Here is a 14691-nt window from a genome sequence, read left to right as displayed (position 1 = left end):
GGTAGCAAGCGCTCGGGTGGGTTCGGTCACCTCGCACGACCGGCCTGGGCGCGCGCGGGCCGATACAGTTGCCGTCATGCTTGCCGAACAGGCCGCCGCGGCGATCGCCGAACGGACCGGAGTGCCACGCCATCCCGTCGCGGTGGTGCTCGGATCAGGATGGCAGGACGCCGCCATGGAGATCGGAACGCCCACCGCGTCGGTGTCGATGTCGGAGCTGCCCGGCATCGCCGTACCCACCGCGCTCGGGCATGTGGGCATGGTGCATTCCATACCGGTCGGCGAGACGCCGGTGCTGGTGCTCATGGGCCGTCAGCACCTGTACGAGGGCCACGCCCCCGACGACGTGGTGCGTCCGGTGCGCGCCGCCATCGCCGCCGGCGCGCACACCGTGCTGCTCACCAATGCCGCGGGCGGTATCCGACCGGGGCTGCACGTCGGCGAGCCGGTGCTGATCAGCGATCACATCAACCTCACCGGCCGGACCCCGCTGTCCGGCGCGACGTTCGTGAACATGGTGGACGCATGGGATCCGCAGCTGCGCGAGCTGGCCCGCCGGGTCGATCCCTCGCTCACCGACGGTGTCTACGCCGGCCTGTCGGGACCGCAGTACGAGACCCCCGCCGAGATCCGGATGCTCGCCACCGTCGGCGCCGATCTGGTCGGGATGTCCACCGTGCTGGAGGCCATCGCCTGCCGAGCGCTCGACGCCAGGCTGCTCGGCATCTCGCTGGTCACCAATCTGGCCGCCGGCGTCACCGGCGATGCGCTCTCGCACGCCGAGGTGCTGGCCGAGGGCCGGGCGGCGGCGCCGCGGCTGGGCAAACTGCTGCGTGGCGTGCTGGAGCAGCTGTAGATGCTGCGCTTCGGGACGGCCGGGCTGCGCGGGCCGCTGCGCGAGGGCCCCGACGGCATGAACGTGACCACCGTCGGCCGGGCCACCGCAGGCCTCGCGGATTGGCTGCGTGAGCGTTGTCTCGGCGGTGGCCGGGTGGTCGTCGGCCGCGACGCGCGCCACGGTTCGGCCGAATTCGCCACCGCGGCAGCCGAAATCTTCGCCGCCGCCGGTTTTCCGGTGACGCTGCTGCCCGAGCCCCTGCCCACGCCGGTGACGGCCTTCGCCGTCCGCGAGCTCGGCGCGGTGGCCGGAGTCCAGATCACCGCCTCGCACAATCCGGCCACCGACAACGGCTACAAGGTCTACCTCGATGGCGGCGCGCAGTTGCTGGCCCCGGCCGATACCGAGATCGAAGCCAGGATCGCGGCGGTCACCGAGCCGATCCCACGCGCATCGGTCGAACCCTCCGGCGCCGAGCTCGTCCAGCGCTACCTGGACCGGGTGAGCACGCTGCCGACGCTGATCGGTGGCACCGGCGAGCGCGCCGAGATCCGGATCGCGCTCACCCCGCTGCACGGTGTGGGTGGCGAAACCGCGCGTACCGCGCTCGCGGCGGCCGGTTTCACCGATGTGCACGTGGTGGACGAGCAGTTCGCTCCCGATCCCGACTTCCCGACCGTCGCCTTCCCGAATCCCGAGGAACCAGGCGCCACCGACCTGCTCGTCGCGCTGGCCGAACGGGTGGGCGCCGATCTCGCGATCGCGCTCGACCCCGACGCGGACCGGTGCGCCATCGGCGTGCACGACGCCGACGGCAGGGTGCGGATGCTGCGCGGCGACGAAACCGGCGTGCTGCTGGCCGATTACGTGCTGCGCACCGCCCCGGCCGACAGCCTGGTCGCGACGACGATCGTGTCCTCGCGACTGCTGTCGCGGCTCGCACCGGCGCGCGGCGCGCGCTACGCCGAGACGCTGACCGGTTTCAAATGGCTTGCCCGCGCCGGCGAGGGCCTGGTCTACGCCTACGAGGAGGCCATCGGCCACTGTGCCGACCCGGCCGCGGTGCGTGACAAGGACGGCATCTCCGCGGCCGTACTCGCCGCCGACCTGGTGGCGCGACTGAAGGCGGCCGGGCGGACGGTGCTCGACGAACTGGATGCCTACGCGGTCGAATTCGGTGTGCACGCCGGCGATCAGGTCTCGTTGCGGCTGCCCGATCACGCCGGCGCGGCCGCGCTGCTCGGCAGGCTGCGCTCGGCGCCGCCGCAGATCATCGCCGGGATGCCGGTGCGGGTCACCGATTTGAGCACCGTGCGGGGCCGGATGCGCACCGACGCGTTGGTCTTCGAGGGCGATTCGGCACGGGTGGTCATCCGCCCGTCCGGGACCGAACCCAAGCTCAAGTGTTATCTCGAGGTGGCGCTCCCGGTGTCCGACGCCGAAGGGCTCGCTGCCGCCAGAAACGCTGCCGCACAGCAACTGTCCCGTCTGCGCGAGTTCTGCTCCGCACTCCAAGAGCCGGCGTGAAGGATCGACACTGCACCCATTGCGGTGGGACGGATCTGCGTGCGGGCGTGCTCGAAACCGGGTGGGACGCCGCGCTCTGGGCCGGCACTGCCACCGATCCGGGCTGGCGCGCGGCGCTGAATCCACGGCCCCGTTCCGGGTCACCGCCTACCGCTGCGCGAACTGCGCGCACATCGATCTGTTCGCCGAGTCCGGAGACTGAACCTCGCGCACACCTCAGCGTGGGCCGAATTGCCGATCCCCCGCGTCGCCGAGGCCCGGCACGATGTAGGCGTCGGCATTGAGACCGGTGTCGATGGCCGCGGTGATCAGCTGCACCGGCAGCCCGGAATCCTCCAGCAGCGCAACCCCTTCCGGCGCGGAGACGACGCACAGCGCGGTGATGTCGGTGGCGCCGCGACCGGCCAGCAGTTCCAGGGTGTATCGCATGGAGCCGCCGGTGGCCAGCATCGGATCCAGCACGAACACCGGTATCCCGGCCAAGTCGGCCGGTAGCGATTCCAGGTACGGCACCGGCTGGTAGGTGCGTTCGTCGCGGGCGATGCCGACGAACCCGACTCGCGCATCCGGTATGAGTGCCGCAGCGGCATCGACCATTCCGAGCCCGGCCCGCAGCACCGGCACCAGCAGCGGCGGCTGCGCCAGCCGCGCCCCCTGGGTGACGGTGATCGGCGTGTTGATGTCGAACCGGGTCAACGGCGCGTCGCGCAACGCCTCGTAGATCAGCAGGCCCGTCAAGTCCCGCAACGCCGAACGAAAGGCCGAGTTGGGTGTGCGCTCGTCCCGCAGAACGGTCAGCAGAGCCGCGGCGAGCGGGTGATCCACAGTGTGCGTACGCATGAAGGAACGATAAAGTCGGATCAGGGTTCGCCGCCGTAGTCGCCGAAACTTTTTTCCGACGATCTGGAACCGATCGGCGGATCGCTGCGTCGAATCAGGTAGATGACATACTCTGCCCGGAAACGAAGACGATGGGGGAAGCTCTGATGAAGAGGATCTCAGCGGATACCGAGGGCATCGCCGCATACGGTGCCACCGCCGGGGTGATGGCGGGCGAGCTCGCGGCGGCGGGAGCGGGAGCCGCCGGTGCGGGCCCGGCGCTACTGGGTCCGATCTTCGGTCTGATCGGCGGTGATTTCATGGCCGCCTATGCCGCCACGCACGCGGGGCACGTCGCAGCGATCGGCCAGCTGTCGGCCGTGGTGTCGAGCATGAGCACCGCCGCGGTGGGTGCGGCGGCCAATTACGACAGCACCGACACCGATATCGCCGACTCGCTGCGGACCACGTCCGCCGAAGGGTGAGCCGGTGATCGACATCAACGTGCTGGCGAAACCGATCTTCGATCTGCTCGCCAGTTTCGGTACCGGTGTGCTTCCCGTCGGCGGCCCCGGCGACGCACTGCGCACCACCTCGACAGCGATCGACCAGGTGCACGAGCTCGGCCGCAACAGCATCAACCAGATGAACAGCGTGTGGGACGGCAAGGGCGCCGACGCGGCGACCTCGAAGGCCCTGCGCGTGCAGACCAGCGCCGCCACCATCTCCGACCGCGGCAACGAGATGTCGACGGTGGTCGGTCAAGCCGCGGCCGAGGTCGAGACCGGGCAGAAAGACCTCACCGCCATCGCGCAGTCCTTCGTCGATACGGCCGTTGCCGCGGGCCCGACGCTGACGACGCCGGTCGGGCTGAGCATGCTCGTCGGCTCGGCCATCGACCATCTCGGCCAAGCCCTCGGCGTGGTCGGCCGGGTGCAGAACGAGCTGTCCACGCACACCGCTTCGATGCAGCAGCTGGCCCCGCCGCCGTCCACCGCGCCCGCGAGCGTGGCCGCGCCGATCAGCGCCGCCACCTCCGGGCTCGGTTCGATGGCCTCGGGAGTCATGGGCACCGCGGGCTCGATGCTCAGCACGGTGATGAGCTCGCCGTCCACCAGTTCGGGCTCGCGCAGCAGCACCTCCACCGGCCGCACCAGCACCAGCTCGTCGTCGAAGTCCGGCTCCGGCAGCACCAGCAGCGGCAAGGCCACCGGTGAGGGCGTCATGATCACCCTGCCCGACGGCAGCCAGGTCGAGGCGCCCAACGAGAAGGCCGCGACGGCGGTGAAGGCCGCGATCGGCGCGGTCGGCACGCCCTACGTCTGGGGCGGCAACACCCCGGGGGCGGGCATCGACTGCAGCGGCCTGACGAAATACGCCTACGGCGAGGCCGGCGTCGAACTGCCGCGTCTGGCGCAGGAACAGCACATCGGACACACCCAGGTGTCCCCCGGCGACCTCATGCCCGGCGACCTGGCGGTCTGGGACGGCCACGTCGCCATGGTCGTCGGCAACGGTCAACTCGTCGAGGCCGGTGACCCGGTCTCCATCAGCGCGATCCGAACGGAGAACTTGGACATGGAGTTCTACGGCTTCTACAGGCCCACCGAATGAGCGAACAGCCGACGCCCGCCATCCCCAACGTCACGGTGGCGGCCAGCAGCAACCGATCCGGCACCATCTCGGTCCGGGCCACCGACCAGGGGATGCCGGTGGAGATCAAGTTCGAGCGCAGCGAATATCGTTACGGCGCACAGGCTCTCGCCGCGGAGATCCTGCGGCTCACCCAGCGCTCCACCGTGGCCGCGAAGGCGAGGCGCCGCGAGGTGCTCGCCGAATCGGGTATGCCCGACGACATCCTGGACCGGCTCGGACTGCCCACCCGCCAGCAGGCGGTGGACGAGCTGGACCGCATCGACGATGCCGACACTGGACAGACGAGCTGGATGAGGCCGGTATGAGTGAGCGAAGCGAGCGAACCATGAGCACAGCTGCCCAGGCAGTCATGGCGGCGCCGAGCGCCAGCGAGGTGACGGCATGAGTGCGGAAATGGATGCCCTGGTCGCCGGGGCCACGCAGAAACTCGAGGCGCTCGAGGCCGCGCTCTACGGCCTCGAGCAGGTGCGCGGGCGGTTCACCACCGAAGACGGCATGGTCAGCGCCGAGGTGAACAGCGACGGTGCGCTGGTCGCGCTGTCGCTGGCGGAAACGGTCACATCACTGCCGCCGGCCGAGGTCGCCCAGCTCATCATCTGGGCCTGCAGGCAGGCCGCCGAGGACGCCGGCGGGCAGCGGTCGAACGTCGTTGCCGCACTGAACGAGTCGTTCGCGCCCGAGTCGCAGACCGCCACGGGCACCGTTGGGGCCAGCCCGGATAGTGCCTGAGCCGGAAGCTCGATAGGCTTCGGCACATGGCTTCTGGAGACATCGTCCCGATCGAGCTCGGTCTGACCGACGGCGATCTCGTCACACTGTGGGCACCGCGCTGGCGTGACGGCGACGACGAGTGGGAGGCGTTCCTCGGCCACGAGGACGCCCTCTACGGTTTCGAGTCCGTCGCGGAACTAGCGGCGTTCATCCGGACCGATTCCGACAACGATCTGGTGGACCATCCGGCCTGGAAGGTCGTGGCCGGGTTGTCGGCGGTGGAACTGGAGCCGGAGGACAACTTCACCTTCGACCTGATCGGGGTTCCCGAGCTGGTCGCGGGCGATCCGGACGCCGAGATCGTCGCCGAACTCGAGGACACCCTCGCCATGGTGCGCAATATCGGCGAGGTGTGCGAGCTGGAGGTGGTGACCAAGTTCTTCGGCTCGCATCCGGTGCTCGGCGCGCTGCCCAGCGGCATCAATGCCTTCGTCGGCCGCGACGGTGAGGAACTCTGGGATCAGATCGGCGCCGCCATCGCCAAGGACTGGGACGCCGTGGTCGATGCCATCGACTCGGTGGTGCAGACCCCCGATGTGGACGCGGACGCGGTCGCGGTGGCCGAGGCCGAGCTGCTGGCCGCCGAGGAGAACGTCGTCGAAGCCGACGACGCGGCCGACGCCGACACCGATTACGAGCCGGTCGACCTCACCAAGGACGACGACGAAACCGAAGACGACGAAGAGGACGAATCGTTCTGGACCGAGGTCGGCATCGACCCGATCAAGATCGTCACCGGCGAGGGCACCTACTTCACGCTGCGCTGCTACCTCGACGACGAGCCGATCTTCCTCGGTGGCAAGGGCTCCATCACGGTGTTCAACTCCGAGCGCGCGCTGGCCCGCTACCTCGCCGACGATCACGAACACGATCTCGCCCGGGTCAGCACCTTCGGTGACGTGCAGACCGCGGCCGTGGACGGTTCGCTCGAGGTCGAGGTCACCGATGAGAACGTCTACGTGCTGCCGGGGCTGGCCGAGGATCTCGGCGACGGCCCCGAATCGGTCGATATCGAACAGCTCGACCTGGCCGTCGAGCTGTTCACCGATGCCGCCGACTACGCCGACGACGACACGGTGGAGCAGGGCCTCGCCCAGTCCACACCGCTCGGCTGGTACGTCTCCTACCTGCTGAACCCCGACCCGTCCCGGATGGCGCCCAACCCGCCGTTCACCGCCGAGGCGAAGGCCTGGCGGGAGTTGGAACGCAACTTCGAGTCGCGGCTCGACCCGCAGTGATCCGCCCCGGCCGGGCCGGGCGTGGGTATCACGCCCGGTTCAGCCGGATCCAGATCTGCTCGGCCCGCCCGAGCAGGCGTCCGCCGGTGCCGTAGACGGCGGTGGAGGCGAACGATTTGCGGCCCTGTTCGCCCTGGTCGGCGCCGACCACGACGCACTTCTCCCCCACCTCGGGCAGCGCGAAGACGTTCGCCGTCATCGAGCCGAGCAGCGCCGGGCGCTGCAGCATCTCCGGCAACGCCCAGCCGCCCGGACAATCCATCGCGGCCCACAGCAGCGTCGCGTCGATCGGCAGCGAATCGCCGGGCACCCAGGGCGCGGCGACCATCCCCGCCCGTACCGCGCCGGGCGCCAAGCCGAGCCCGTCCTGGCGGGCGGTCCCGCAGACGAAGCAGTACCGGAACATCTCGCTGTCGTTCCGGTAGGCCGCCGAGGCCGCGTCGGCGTCGTCGAAGGACACCGCGTCCGGAACCGCGCGCTCGAATCCCCCGGGCGCCGCTTCGGCGATGACGGTGTCGCCGTCGTACAGCCCGCCGGTACGCAGCACCAGCGGCACGTCCAGTGGCGCGGGCGCCCGCAACGTCACCCGAACGGGCGCTGCCGCGGCCGAGGCGGTCGCGTCCGGCCCGCTCGAGGCGTGGGACCGCGCAGCGGCACCACAGTGGTATGCGACCAGGCCGGCCACATAACCACCATTGCCGGAGCCGGAAGGACCATTGAATCGGGCAGGGATCCGCAATTCCGTCACGATCTCAAACTAACCCCTGCCCGCCACGGCTACCGGGACGCTCCCGGCGGCCGGCCATGGAACAGCCGCTCGAGAAATCGACCAGCCGCTCAGAAGCAGCGGATCCGGTCGCCCCGGCCGATCAGCATCGTGGTGCCGTGCGCACCACGCCTCCCGGGCTCACCCCAGCAGGACCGCGTATCCCGGCTTGATGATGTCGTCGATGATGCGCAGCCGATCCGGGAACGGGATGAACGCCGACTTCATCGCGTTGATGGTGAAGCGCTCCAGGTCGCTCCAGCCGTAGCCGAAGGTATCGACCAGTTTCAGCATCTCCTCGCTCATGGTGGTGTCGCTCATCAGCCGGTTGTCGGTATTGACGGTGACACGCAAGCGCAGCCGGGCCAGCAGATCGAAGGGATGCTTGTCCAGTGAGGGCACCGCCCCGGTCTGCACATTCGACGACGGACACAGCTCCAACGGGATGCGCATATCGCGCACATAGTTCGCGACCACACCCAGCCTGGCTTCCTCGACCGCGCCGGGGACGTGGATATCGTCGGTGATGCGCACGCCGTGGCCGAGTCGATCGCAACCACAGAACGCGAGGGCCTCGTGAATGGATGGCAGCCCGAACGCTTCGCCCGCGTGGATGGTGAAGTGGGCGTGATTGGCGCGCAGGTATTCGAAGGCATCGAGGTGGCGGGTCGGAGGGTAACCGGCCTCGGCGCCCGCGATGTCGAATCCGCCGACGCCCTGGTCGCGGAACCGCACCGCCAGTTCGGCGATCTCCCGCGAGCGGGCCGCGTGCCGCATGGCCGTCAGCAGGCAGATCGCCACGATGGGCGTGCCCGCCGCTTCCGCCGCCGCCATCCCCTCACGCAAACCGGCCAGCGTGTGCTCGACCACCTCGTCGAGAGTCAGGCCGGCTTCCAGATGCTGTTCGGGCGCGAAACGCACCTCGGCATAGACGACGCCGTCGGCCGCCAGATCCTCGACGCATTCACGAGCCACTCGGCGCAACCCCTCCGGGGTCTGCATCACGGCCACGGTGTGGCTGAAGGTTTCCAGATAGCGTTCCAGCGACCCGCTGTCGGCGGCTTCCCGGAACCAGGCGGCCAAGGCGTCGGCGTCGGTGGCGGGTAGCTGGTCGTAGCCGCAGTCGGCGGCGAGTTCGAGCACCGTGGCGGGGCGCAGACCACCGTCTAGGTGATCGTGCAGCAACGCCTTGGGCGCTTGGCGGATCGAGGCAAGGGTCAACGGCATCGGTCCAGTCATGTCCTGACGGTAGCCGGACCGGATCGAATCGGCAGCGGAGTCGGCACGTGGCGACTATCTCGTTGCGTGCGGGCGGCAGGCCATCCGGCCGGTCGCCTATCCCGTCGCCGATCATGCCCCGATCCGGTCGAGGAACAACGTCGGTGCCACGGCCTCGCCATCCTTCTCGATCGTGACGGCACCGGTCACCGCCGACACTGCACCGGGCAGTGCCTCCGGCGTATCGGTGTGCAGCGTGCACAGCGGACTGTCCGCACGCACCCGCTCGCCCACGCGCACATGCAGTTCGACCCCGGCGCCGGCCTGCACGGGATCGCCCTGCCGGGCCCGCCCCGCACCCAGCCGCCAGGCCGCGATACCCACACCCATGGCATCGAGCCGGGTGAGCACGCCATCCCGGCCGGCCCGCACGGTCTCGGTGTGCCCGGCCCGCGGCAGCGGCGCGTCCGGGTCACCGCCCTGGGCCCGGATCATCGCCTTCCAGTGATCCATGGCCCGGCCGTCGGCGAGTGCGTCCGCCGGGTCGGCATCGAGACCGGCAAGGGCCAGCATCTCCCGCGCCAGCGCCAGGGTCAGCTCGATCACATCGGCGGGCCCACCGCCGGCCAGCACTTCGACAGCTTCGGCCACCTCGAGCGCATTGCCCGCGGTGCGGCCGAGCGGGGTGTCCATCCCGGTCAGCAGCGCGACGGTGCGCACACCCGCGTCCTCGCCCAGCTCCACCATCGTCGTCGCCAGCTCACGCGCCTGCTCGACGTTCTTCATGAACGCGCCCGAACCGACCTTCACATCCAGCACCAGCCCACCGGTGCCCTCGGCGATCTTCTTGCTCATGATCGAGCTGGCGATCAGCGGAATGGACTCGACGGTTCCGGTGACGTCGCGCAGCGCGTAGAGCCGCTTGTCGGCGGGCGCCAGATCCGCGCCGGCCGCACACACCACCGCGCCCGCGGCCGGGTCGGCGAGGATCTCGTGCATCCGGGGCACGCTGAGATCGGCCCGCCAGCCGGGGATGGATTCGAGTTTGTCCAGCGTGCCTCCGGTATGGCCGAGGCCGCGCCCGGACAGCTGCGGCACCGCGGCACCACAGGCCGCGACCAGCGGTGCCAGCGGCAAGGTGATCTTGTCGCCGATGCCTCCGGTGGAATGCTTGTCCACGGTGGGCCGGGGCAGATCGGTGAAGTCCATACGCCGGCCGGAGGCGATCATCGCCGCGGTCCAGCGCGCCGTCTCCCGCCGCGTCATCCCGCGCAACAGCACCGCCATCGCCAGCGCCGACATCTGCTCATCGGCCACCTCGCCCCGGGTGAAGGCATCGATCACCCAGTCGATCTGCTCATCCGACAGCTGCCCTCCGTCGCGTTTGGTGGTGATGATCGAAACCGCGTCCAGTGCCGTCATGCTCGTCAGTCTCGCAGCCACAGCGCCGGACCACAGCCCGACTCGCGTCTGCCCGACCGCGGGCCGCCATCCGCGCACATCGGTCCGCCGGGCACCCGCTGCCATCCGGCACCGGCCGCCGGAGGCCCACTACCACCACGCGGGACGGCCCGCTCGACGGCCTCCGGCAGGCACGGCAGCCGCGAGGCGAAGCGCACCTGATCGGCCAGGGCCCATTCGGCCGCCGAACCGAATCAGCGCTGCCCGGCGTCCAGATCGTCCGGGCCGAAGGCGTCCGGAAGCAGCGCGCCGAGCCGGACCGGGCCCCGCCGATGATCCACCAGCAACTCCGCACCGCCGAACTCGTAGAGCACCTGACGGCAGCGTCCGCACGGCATCAGGATTTCGCCCCGGGAATCGGTCACCGATACCGCCAGTAAGCGGCCCCCACCGGTGCTTTGAAAGTTACCGACGAGTACACATTCGGCACAGAGGCCCAGGCCGTATGAGACATTTTCCACATTGCAACCGCTCACAATTCGGCCGTCGGCACAGAGAGCCGCCGCACCGACCGGAAACCGCGAGTACGGCGCATACGCTTTGCGCATTACTCCAATTGCATTGTCACGCAGGAGTTTCCAGTCGATTTCGGTCATCCCGAACTCCCCTCGAACGGGCCGCACCAGGGCATGGACGAACCACCGCACAACCCCTCACCCACCGGGAAAGGTAACCCTAACCTACCGGAAATGCACGCAACGCGCGGCACTCCGAATTAGTTCCGCGATTCGGAGAGGATTAGAGTCCAACAACAGATCGGTTCAGGTTCCCGGCGGCGGGCCGGAGCGCAGCCACAAGCGAAAAACTCCTGGTGGCCGCGAGCTGGTTTGCACCGGATTTCCGGCTCGAAGCGCCGGCGTCGGATCTGCGACCGGGTCCATCAACGACGTTGGAGGCACCGCACTCTATGACCACGATAGAAGCTCCGGCTCAGCCGAAGCGGAAGACGCTGTACCGAGGCGACCCCGGAATGTGGTCCTGGGCGCTGCACCGGATCACCGGCGTCACCGTCTTTTTCTTCCTCTTCGTCCACGTCCTGGACACCGCGCTGGTGCGCGTCAGCCCCGCCGTCTACGACGACGCGATCGAGACCTACAAGAACCCGATCGTCGCGTTCATGGAGATGGGCCTGGTCTTCTGCGTGCTGTTCCACGCGCTCAACGGTGTGCGAGTGATCCTGGTGGACTTCTGGTCCAAGGGCCCGCGCTACCAGCGCCAGATGCTCTGGGGCATCCTCGGCCTGCTGGTCGTGCTACTCGTGCCCGCTATCGGTCGGATGTTCTACCTACTGTTCACGGAGCACTGATAACCCATGAGTGAGCGAAGCGAGCGAATCATGAACACAGCCGCCATTGCGGTCATGTCGGTGCCGAGCGCCAGCGAGGTACTGGCATGAGCGCACCTGTACTCGGCAAGTCGTACGACCGTCCGGCGAGCCTGGATCTGCCCCGCTCCCCGCGCGCACGCGCCAACAGCAACTTCGAGAAGTACGCGTGGCTGTTCATGCGCTTCTCCGGCCTGGCACTGATCGTGCTCGTCCTCGGCCACATGTCGATCATGCTGCTGCTCGACGGCGGCGTGAAGCGGCTGAACTTCGCGTTCGTGGCCGGCCGCTGGTCCAGCCCGTTCTGGCAGATCTGGGACCTGGCCATGCTGTGGCTGGCTCAGCTGCACGGCGGCAACGGGCTGCGCACCGTGATCGCGGACTACTCCCGCAAGGACTCGACCCGCTTCTGGCTGAACACGCTGCTGGTGCTGTCGATGATCCTGGTCATGGGCGTCGGCACCTACGTCATCTTCACCTTCGACCCCAACATCAGTTAGGAACAGGCCACCTCCGATGAGTGAATCCCGGATTCAGGAGCACCGCTACGACGTCGTCATCGTCGGCGCCGGTGGCGCGGGTATGCGTGCGGCGATCGAGGCCGGGCCCCGGGCGCGCACCGCGGTGCTGACCAAGCTGTACCCCACCCGCAGCCACACCGGCGCGGCGCAGGGCGGCATGTGCGCGGCGCTGGCCAACGTCGAAGAGGACAACTGGGAGTGGCACACCTTCGACACGGTCAAGGGCGGCGACTACATCGTCGACCAGGACGCCGCCGAGATCATGGCCAAGGAGGCCATCGACGCGGTGCTCGACCTGGAGAAGATGGGTCTGCCGTTCAACCGCACCCCCGAGGGCAAGATCGACCAGCGCCGTTTCGGTGGCCACACCCGCGATCACGGTAAGGCCCCGGTCCGCCGGGCCTGCTACGCCGCCGACCGCACCGGCCACATGATCCTGCAGACGCTGTACCAGAACTGCGTCAAGCACGACGTCGAGTTCTTCAACGAGTTCTACGCCCTCGACCTGGTGCTCACCGAGACCGAGCGCGGTCCGGTGGCCACCGGCATCGTCGCCTACGAACTCGCCACCGGTGACCTGCACGTCTTCCACGCCAAGTCGATCGTGTTCGCCACCGGCGGCTCCGGCCGGATGTACAAGACCACCTCGAACGCGCACACCCTGACCGGCGACGGCATGGCCATCGTCTTCCGCAAGGGCCTGCCGCTCGAGGACATGGAGTTCCACCAGTTCCACCCGACAGGCCTGGCCGGCCTCGGCATCCTCATCTCCGAGGCGGTCCGCGGCGAAGGTGGCATCCTGCGCAACGCCGACGGCGAGCGCTTCATGGAACGCTATGCCCCCACCATCAAGGACCTCGCGCCGCGCGACATCGTCGCCCGCTCGATGGTGCTCGAGGTGCTCGAAGGCCGCGGCGCCGGGCCGAACAAGGATTACGTCTACATCGACGTGACCCACCTCGGCGAGGACGTGCTCGAGGAGAAGCTGCCCGACATCACCGAGTTCTCCCGCACCTACCTCGGTGTTGACCCGGTGAAGGAACTGGTGCCGGTGTTCCCGACCTGCCACTACGTGATGGGCGGCATCCCGACCCGGATCCGCGGCGAGGTGCTGCGCAACAACACCGACATCGTGCCCGGCCTGTACGCCGCCGGCGAATGCGCCTGCGTCTCGGTGCACGGCGCCAACCGCCTCGGCACCAACTCGCTGCTCGACATCAACGTCTTCGGCCGTCGCGCGGGCATCGCCGCCGCCGAATACGCCGAGCGCACCGAGTTCGTCGACATGCCGGAGAACCCGGCCAAGATGGTGCAGGACTGGCTCGCGCTGATCCTGTCCGACCACGGCAACGAGCGGGTGGCCGACATCCGCACCGAACTGCAGCGGTCGATGGACAACAACGCGTCGGTGTTCCGCACCGAGGACACGCTCAAGCAGGCCCTCACCGATATCCACGCGCTCAAGGAGCGGTACTCGCGGATCACGGTGCAGGACAAGGGCAAGCGCTACAACAGCGATCTGCTCGAGGCCGTCGAACTCGGCTTCCTGCTGGAGCTGGCAGAGGTCACCGTCGTCGGCGCGCTCAACCGCAAGGAATCGCGCGGCGGCCACGCCCGCGAGGACTACCCGGATCGCGACGACGTGAACTTCATGCGCCACACCATGGCCTACAAGGAGGGCACGGACCTGCTGTCCGACATCCGCCTCGATTTCAAGCCGGTGGTGCAGACCCGCTACGAGCCGATGGAGCGTAAGTACTGATGACTGCTGTTGCCGAAGCACCCTCTTCGCAGAAGCCGGCTCCGGTGCCCGAGGGTTCGACCATGATCACCGTGAAGGTGGCCAGGTTCAACCCGGAGGACGACAAGGGCGCGCACTGGGAGTCGTTCCAGGTGCCGGTCCTGCCGACCGACCGCTTCCTGAACGTGCTCATCTACATCAAGTCCTACCTGGACGGCACCCTCACCTTCCGGCGTTCCTGCGCCCACGGTGTGTGCGGTTCCGACGCCATGCGGATCAACGGTGTGAACCGACTGGCCTGCAAGGTGCTGATGAAGGACATGCTGCCCAAGAACGGCAAGTCCATCACCGTCTCCGTCGAGCCGATCCGCGGCCTGCCCGTGGAGAAGGACCTCATCGTCGACATGGAGCCGTTCTTCGACGCGTTCCGCGCGGTGAAGCCGTACCTGATCACCACAGGTAACGAGCCCACCCACGAGCGCATCCAGAGCCAGGCCGACCGCGCCCGGTTCGACGACACCACCAAGTGCATCCTGTGCGCCTGCTGCACCACGTCCTGCCCGGTGTACTGGCATGACGGCAGCTACTTCGGCCCGGCCGCGATCGTGAACGCCCACCGCTTCATCTTCGACAGCCGCGACGAAGGCGCCCGCGAACGCCTCGACATCCTCAACGACGTCGAAGGCGTCTGGCGCTGCCGCACCACCTTCAACTGCACCGACGCCTGCCCCCGCGGCATCGAGGTCACCAAGGCCATCCAAGAAGTCAAGCGGGCCCTGCTGTTCGCCCGCTGAGCTCCCCGGATCCCACC

Annotated in this window: 16 protein-coding genes; 11 read left to right on the top strand and 5 right to left on the bottom strand. The window is 68.6% G+C overall.

From position 1 onward, the window contains the following. The first annotated feature begins 76 nt into the window (after positions 1 to 76). Both AC4HOU_RS27300 and AC4HOU_RS27295 read left to right on the top strand, forming a co-directional pair. Positions 77 to 856, top strand: a complete 780-nt coding sequence (locus AC4HOU_RS27300; RefSeq protein ID WP_163813843.1) for a purine-nucleoside phosphorylase — start codon at positions 77 to 79, stop codon at positions 854 to 856. Further along, a complete protein-coding gene (locus AC4HOU_RS27295) occupies positions 857 to 2365 on the top strand; it encodes a phospho-sugar mutase (RefSeq protein WP_490725547.1) in 1509 nt (502 codons plus the stop codon). Positions 2366 to 2581: 216 nt separating this feature from the next. On the opposite strand, the gene upp is transcribed toward AC4HOU_RS27295, so the two are convergent. Then, a complete protein-coding gene (gene upp / locus AC4HOU_RS27290; protein ID WP_194991084.1) occupies positions 2582 to 3205 on the bottom strand; it encodes a uracil phosphoribosyltransferase in 624 nt (207 codons plus the stop codon). 146 nt (positions 3206 to 3351) lie between these two features. On the opposite strand from upp, the gene AC4HOU_RS27285 reads away from it, so the two are divergent. The 5 genes from AC4HOU_RS27285 (at position 3352) to AC4HOU_RS27265 (ending at position 6849) form a co-directional block, all read left to right on the top strand. Beyond that, a complete protein-coding gene (locus AC4HOU_RS27285; RefSeq protein WP_014349299.1) occupies positions 3352 to 3669 on the top strand; it encodes a type VII secretion target in 318 nt (105 codons plus the stop codon). Between the two features lie 4 nt (positions 3670 to 3673). Continuing rightward, on the top strand, positions 3674 to 4798 hold the full coding sequence (locus tag AC4HOU_RS27280; RefSeq protein WP_163813839.1) for an NlpC/P60 family protein: 1125 nt from the start codon (positions 3674 to 3676) through the stop codon (positions 4796 to 4798). Continuing rightward, complete coding sequence (locus AC4HOU_RS27275; RefSeq protein WP_036533558.1) at positions 4795 to 5145, top strand: hypothetical protein; 351 nt, start codon at positions 4795 to 4797, stop codon at positions 5143 to 5145. Before AC4HOU_RS27280 ends, AC4HOU_RS27275 begins: the two co-directional genes overlap by 4 nt. A gap of 76 nt (positions 5146 to 5221) precedes the next feature. Then, positions 5222 to 5569 (top strand): YbaB/EbfC family nucleoid-associated protein, encoded by a 348-nt coding sequence (locus AC4HOU_RS27270; RefSeq protein WP_194991701.1) that lies wholly within the window; start codon positions 5222 to 5224, stop codon positions 5567 to 5569. Positions 5570 to 5595: 26 nt separating this feature from the next. Next, positions 5596 to 6849 carry a SatS C-terminal domain-containing protein gene (locus AC4HOU_RS27265; protein WP_163813837.1) on the top strand — a complete coding sequence of 418 codons (1254 nt, stop codon included), beginning with the start codon at positions 5596 to 5598 and terminating at the stop codon, positions 6847 to 6849. Positions 6850 to 6877: 28 nt separating this feature from the next. Here the strand turns inward: AC4HOU_RS27265 and AC4HOU_RS27260 are convergent, their stop codons facing one another. From AC4HOU_RS27260 to AC4HOU_RS27245, 4 genes are all read right to left on the bottom strand, one after another. Next, a complete protein-coding gene (locus tag AC4HOU_RS27260) occupies positions 6878 to 7597 on the bottom strand; it encodes a hypothetical protein (protein ID WP_490725546.1) in 720 nt (239 codons plus the stop codon). A 159-nt stretch (positions 7598 to 7756) separates the two neighbouring features. Beyond that, on the bottom strand, positions 7757 to 8854 hold the full coding sequence (locus AC4HOU_RS27255; RefSeq protein WP_490725545.1) for an adenosine deaminase: 1098 nt from the start codon (positions 8852 to 8854) through the stop codon (positions 7757 to 7759). Positions 8855 to 8965: 111 nt separating this feature from the next. Beyond that, positions 8966 to 10255: a thymidine phosphorylase gene (locus tag AC4HOU_RS27250; RefSeq protein ID WP_195020679.1), complete on the bottom strand. Its 1290-nt coding sequence runs from the start codon at positions 10253 to 10255 to the stop codon at positions 8966 to 8968. A 233-nt stretch (positions 10256 to 10488) separates the two neighbouring features. Beyond that, positions 10489 to 10890: a cytidine deaminase gene (locus AC4HOU_RS27245; RefSeq protein WP_194991698.1), complete on the bottom strand. Its 402-nt coding sequence runs from the start codon at positions 10888 to 10890 to the stop codon at positions 10489 to 10491. A gap of 311 nt (positions 10891 to 11201) precedes the next feature. Between AC4HOU_RS27245 and sdhC the strand changes: the two genes are divergently transcribed. The 4 genes from sdhC (at position 11202) to AC4HOU_RS27225 (ending at position 14674) form a co-directional block, all read left to right on the top strand. Continuing rightward, a complete protein-coding gene (gene sdhC / locus AC4HOU_RS27240; protein ID WP_195020678.1) occupies positions 11202 to 11600 on the top strand; it encodes a succinate dehydrogenase, cytochrome b556 subunit in 399 nt (132 codons plus the stop codon). A gap of 86 nt (positions 11601 to 11686) precedes the next feature. Beyond that, positions 11687 to 12118: a succinate dehydrogenase hydrophobic membrane anchor subunit gene (locus AC4HOU_RS27235; protein WP_163817106.1), complete on the top strand. Its 432-nt coding sequence runs from the start codon at positions 11687 to 11689 to the stop codon at positions 12116 to 12118. 16 nt (positions 12119 to 12134) lie between these two features. Then, entirely contained in the window at positions 12135 to 13901 is a 1767-nt protein-coding gene (sdhA, locus tag AC4HOU_RS27230; protein WP_085996156.1) for a succinate dehydrogenase flavoprotein subunit, read from the top strand. Next, on the top strand, positions 13901 to 14674 hold the full coding sequence (locus AC4HOU_RS27225) for a succinate dehydrogenase iron-sulfur subunit (protein ID WP_163817104.1): 774 nt from the start codon (positions 13901 to 13903) through the stop codon (positions 14672 to 14674). The genes sdhA and AC4HOU_RS27225 overlap by 1 nt, the downstream gene beginning before the upstream one ends. The last annotated feature ends 17 nt before the right edge of the window (positions 14675 to 14691 follow it).

It is taken from the genome of Nocardia sp. JCM 38205 (assembly GCF_058222935.1).
This window is presented reverse-complemented; position numbering and strand designations above follow the sequence as displayed.

Coding starts and splice junctions, on each gene's coding strand:
- AC4HOU_RS27300 (WP_163813843.1), top strand. CDS start 77: ATGCTTGCCGAACAGGCCGCCGCGGCGATCGCCGAACGGACCGGAGTG.
- AC4HOU_RS27295 (WP_490725547.1), top strand. CDS start 857: ATGCTGCGCTTCGGGACGGCCGGGCTGCGCGGGCCGCTGCGCGAGGGC.
- upp (WP_194991084.1), bottom strand. CDS start 3,205: ATGCGTACGCACACTGTGGATCACCCGCTCGCCGCGGCTCTGCTGACC.
- AC4HOU_RS27285 (WP_014349299.1), top strand. CDS start 3,352: ATGAAGAGGATCTCAGCGGATACCGAGGGCATCGCCGCATACGGTGCC.
- AC4HOU_RS27275 (WP_036533558.1), top strand. CDS start 4,795: ATGAGCGAACAGCCGACGCCCGCCATCCCCAACGTCACGGTGGCGGCC.
- AC4HOU_RS27270 (WP_194991701.1), top strand. CDS start 5,222: ATGAGTGCGGAAATGGATGCCCTGGTCGCCGGGGCCACGCAGAAACTC.
- AC4HOU_RS27265 (WP_163813837.1), top strand. CDS start 5,596: ATGGCTTCTGGAGACATCGTCCCGATCGAGCTCGGTCTGACCGACGGC.
- AC4HOU_RS27255 (WP_490725545.1), bottom strand. CDS start 8,854: ATGACTGGACCGATGCCGTTGACCCTTGCCTCGATCCGCCAAGCGCCC.
- AC4HOU_RS27250 (WP_195020679.1), bottom strand. CDS start 10,255: ATGACGGCACTGGACGCGGTTTCGATCATCACCACCAAACGCGACGGA.
- AC4HOU_RS27245 (WP_194991698.1), bottom strand. CDS start 10,890: ATGACCGAAATCGACTGGAAACTCCTGCGTGACAATGCAATTGGAGTA.
- sdhC (WP_195020678.1), top strand. CDS start 11,202: ATGACCACGATAGAAGCTCCGGCTCAGCCGAAGCGGAAGACGCTGTAC.
- AC4HOU_RS27235 (WP_163817106.1), top strand. CDS start 11,687: ATGAGCGCACCTGTACTCGGCAAGTCGTACGACCGTCCGGCGAGCCTG.
- sdhA (WP_085996156.1), top strand. CDS start 12,135: ATGAGTGAATCCCGGATTCAGGAGCACCGCTACGACGTCGTCATCGTC.
- AC4HOU_RS27225 (WP_163817104.1), top strand. CDS start 13,901: ATGACTGCTGTTGCCGAAGCACCCTCTTCGCAGAAGCCGGCTCCGGTG.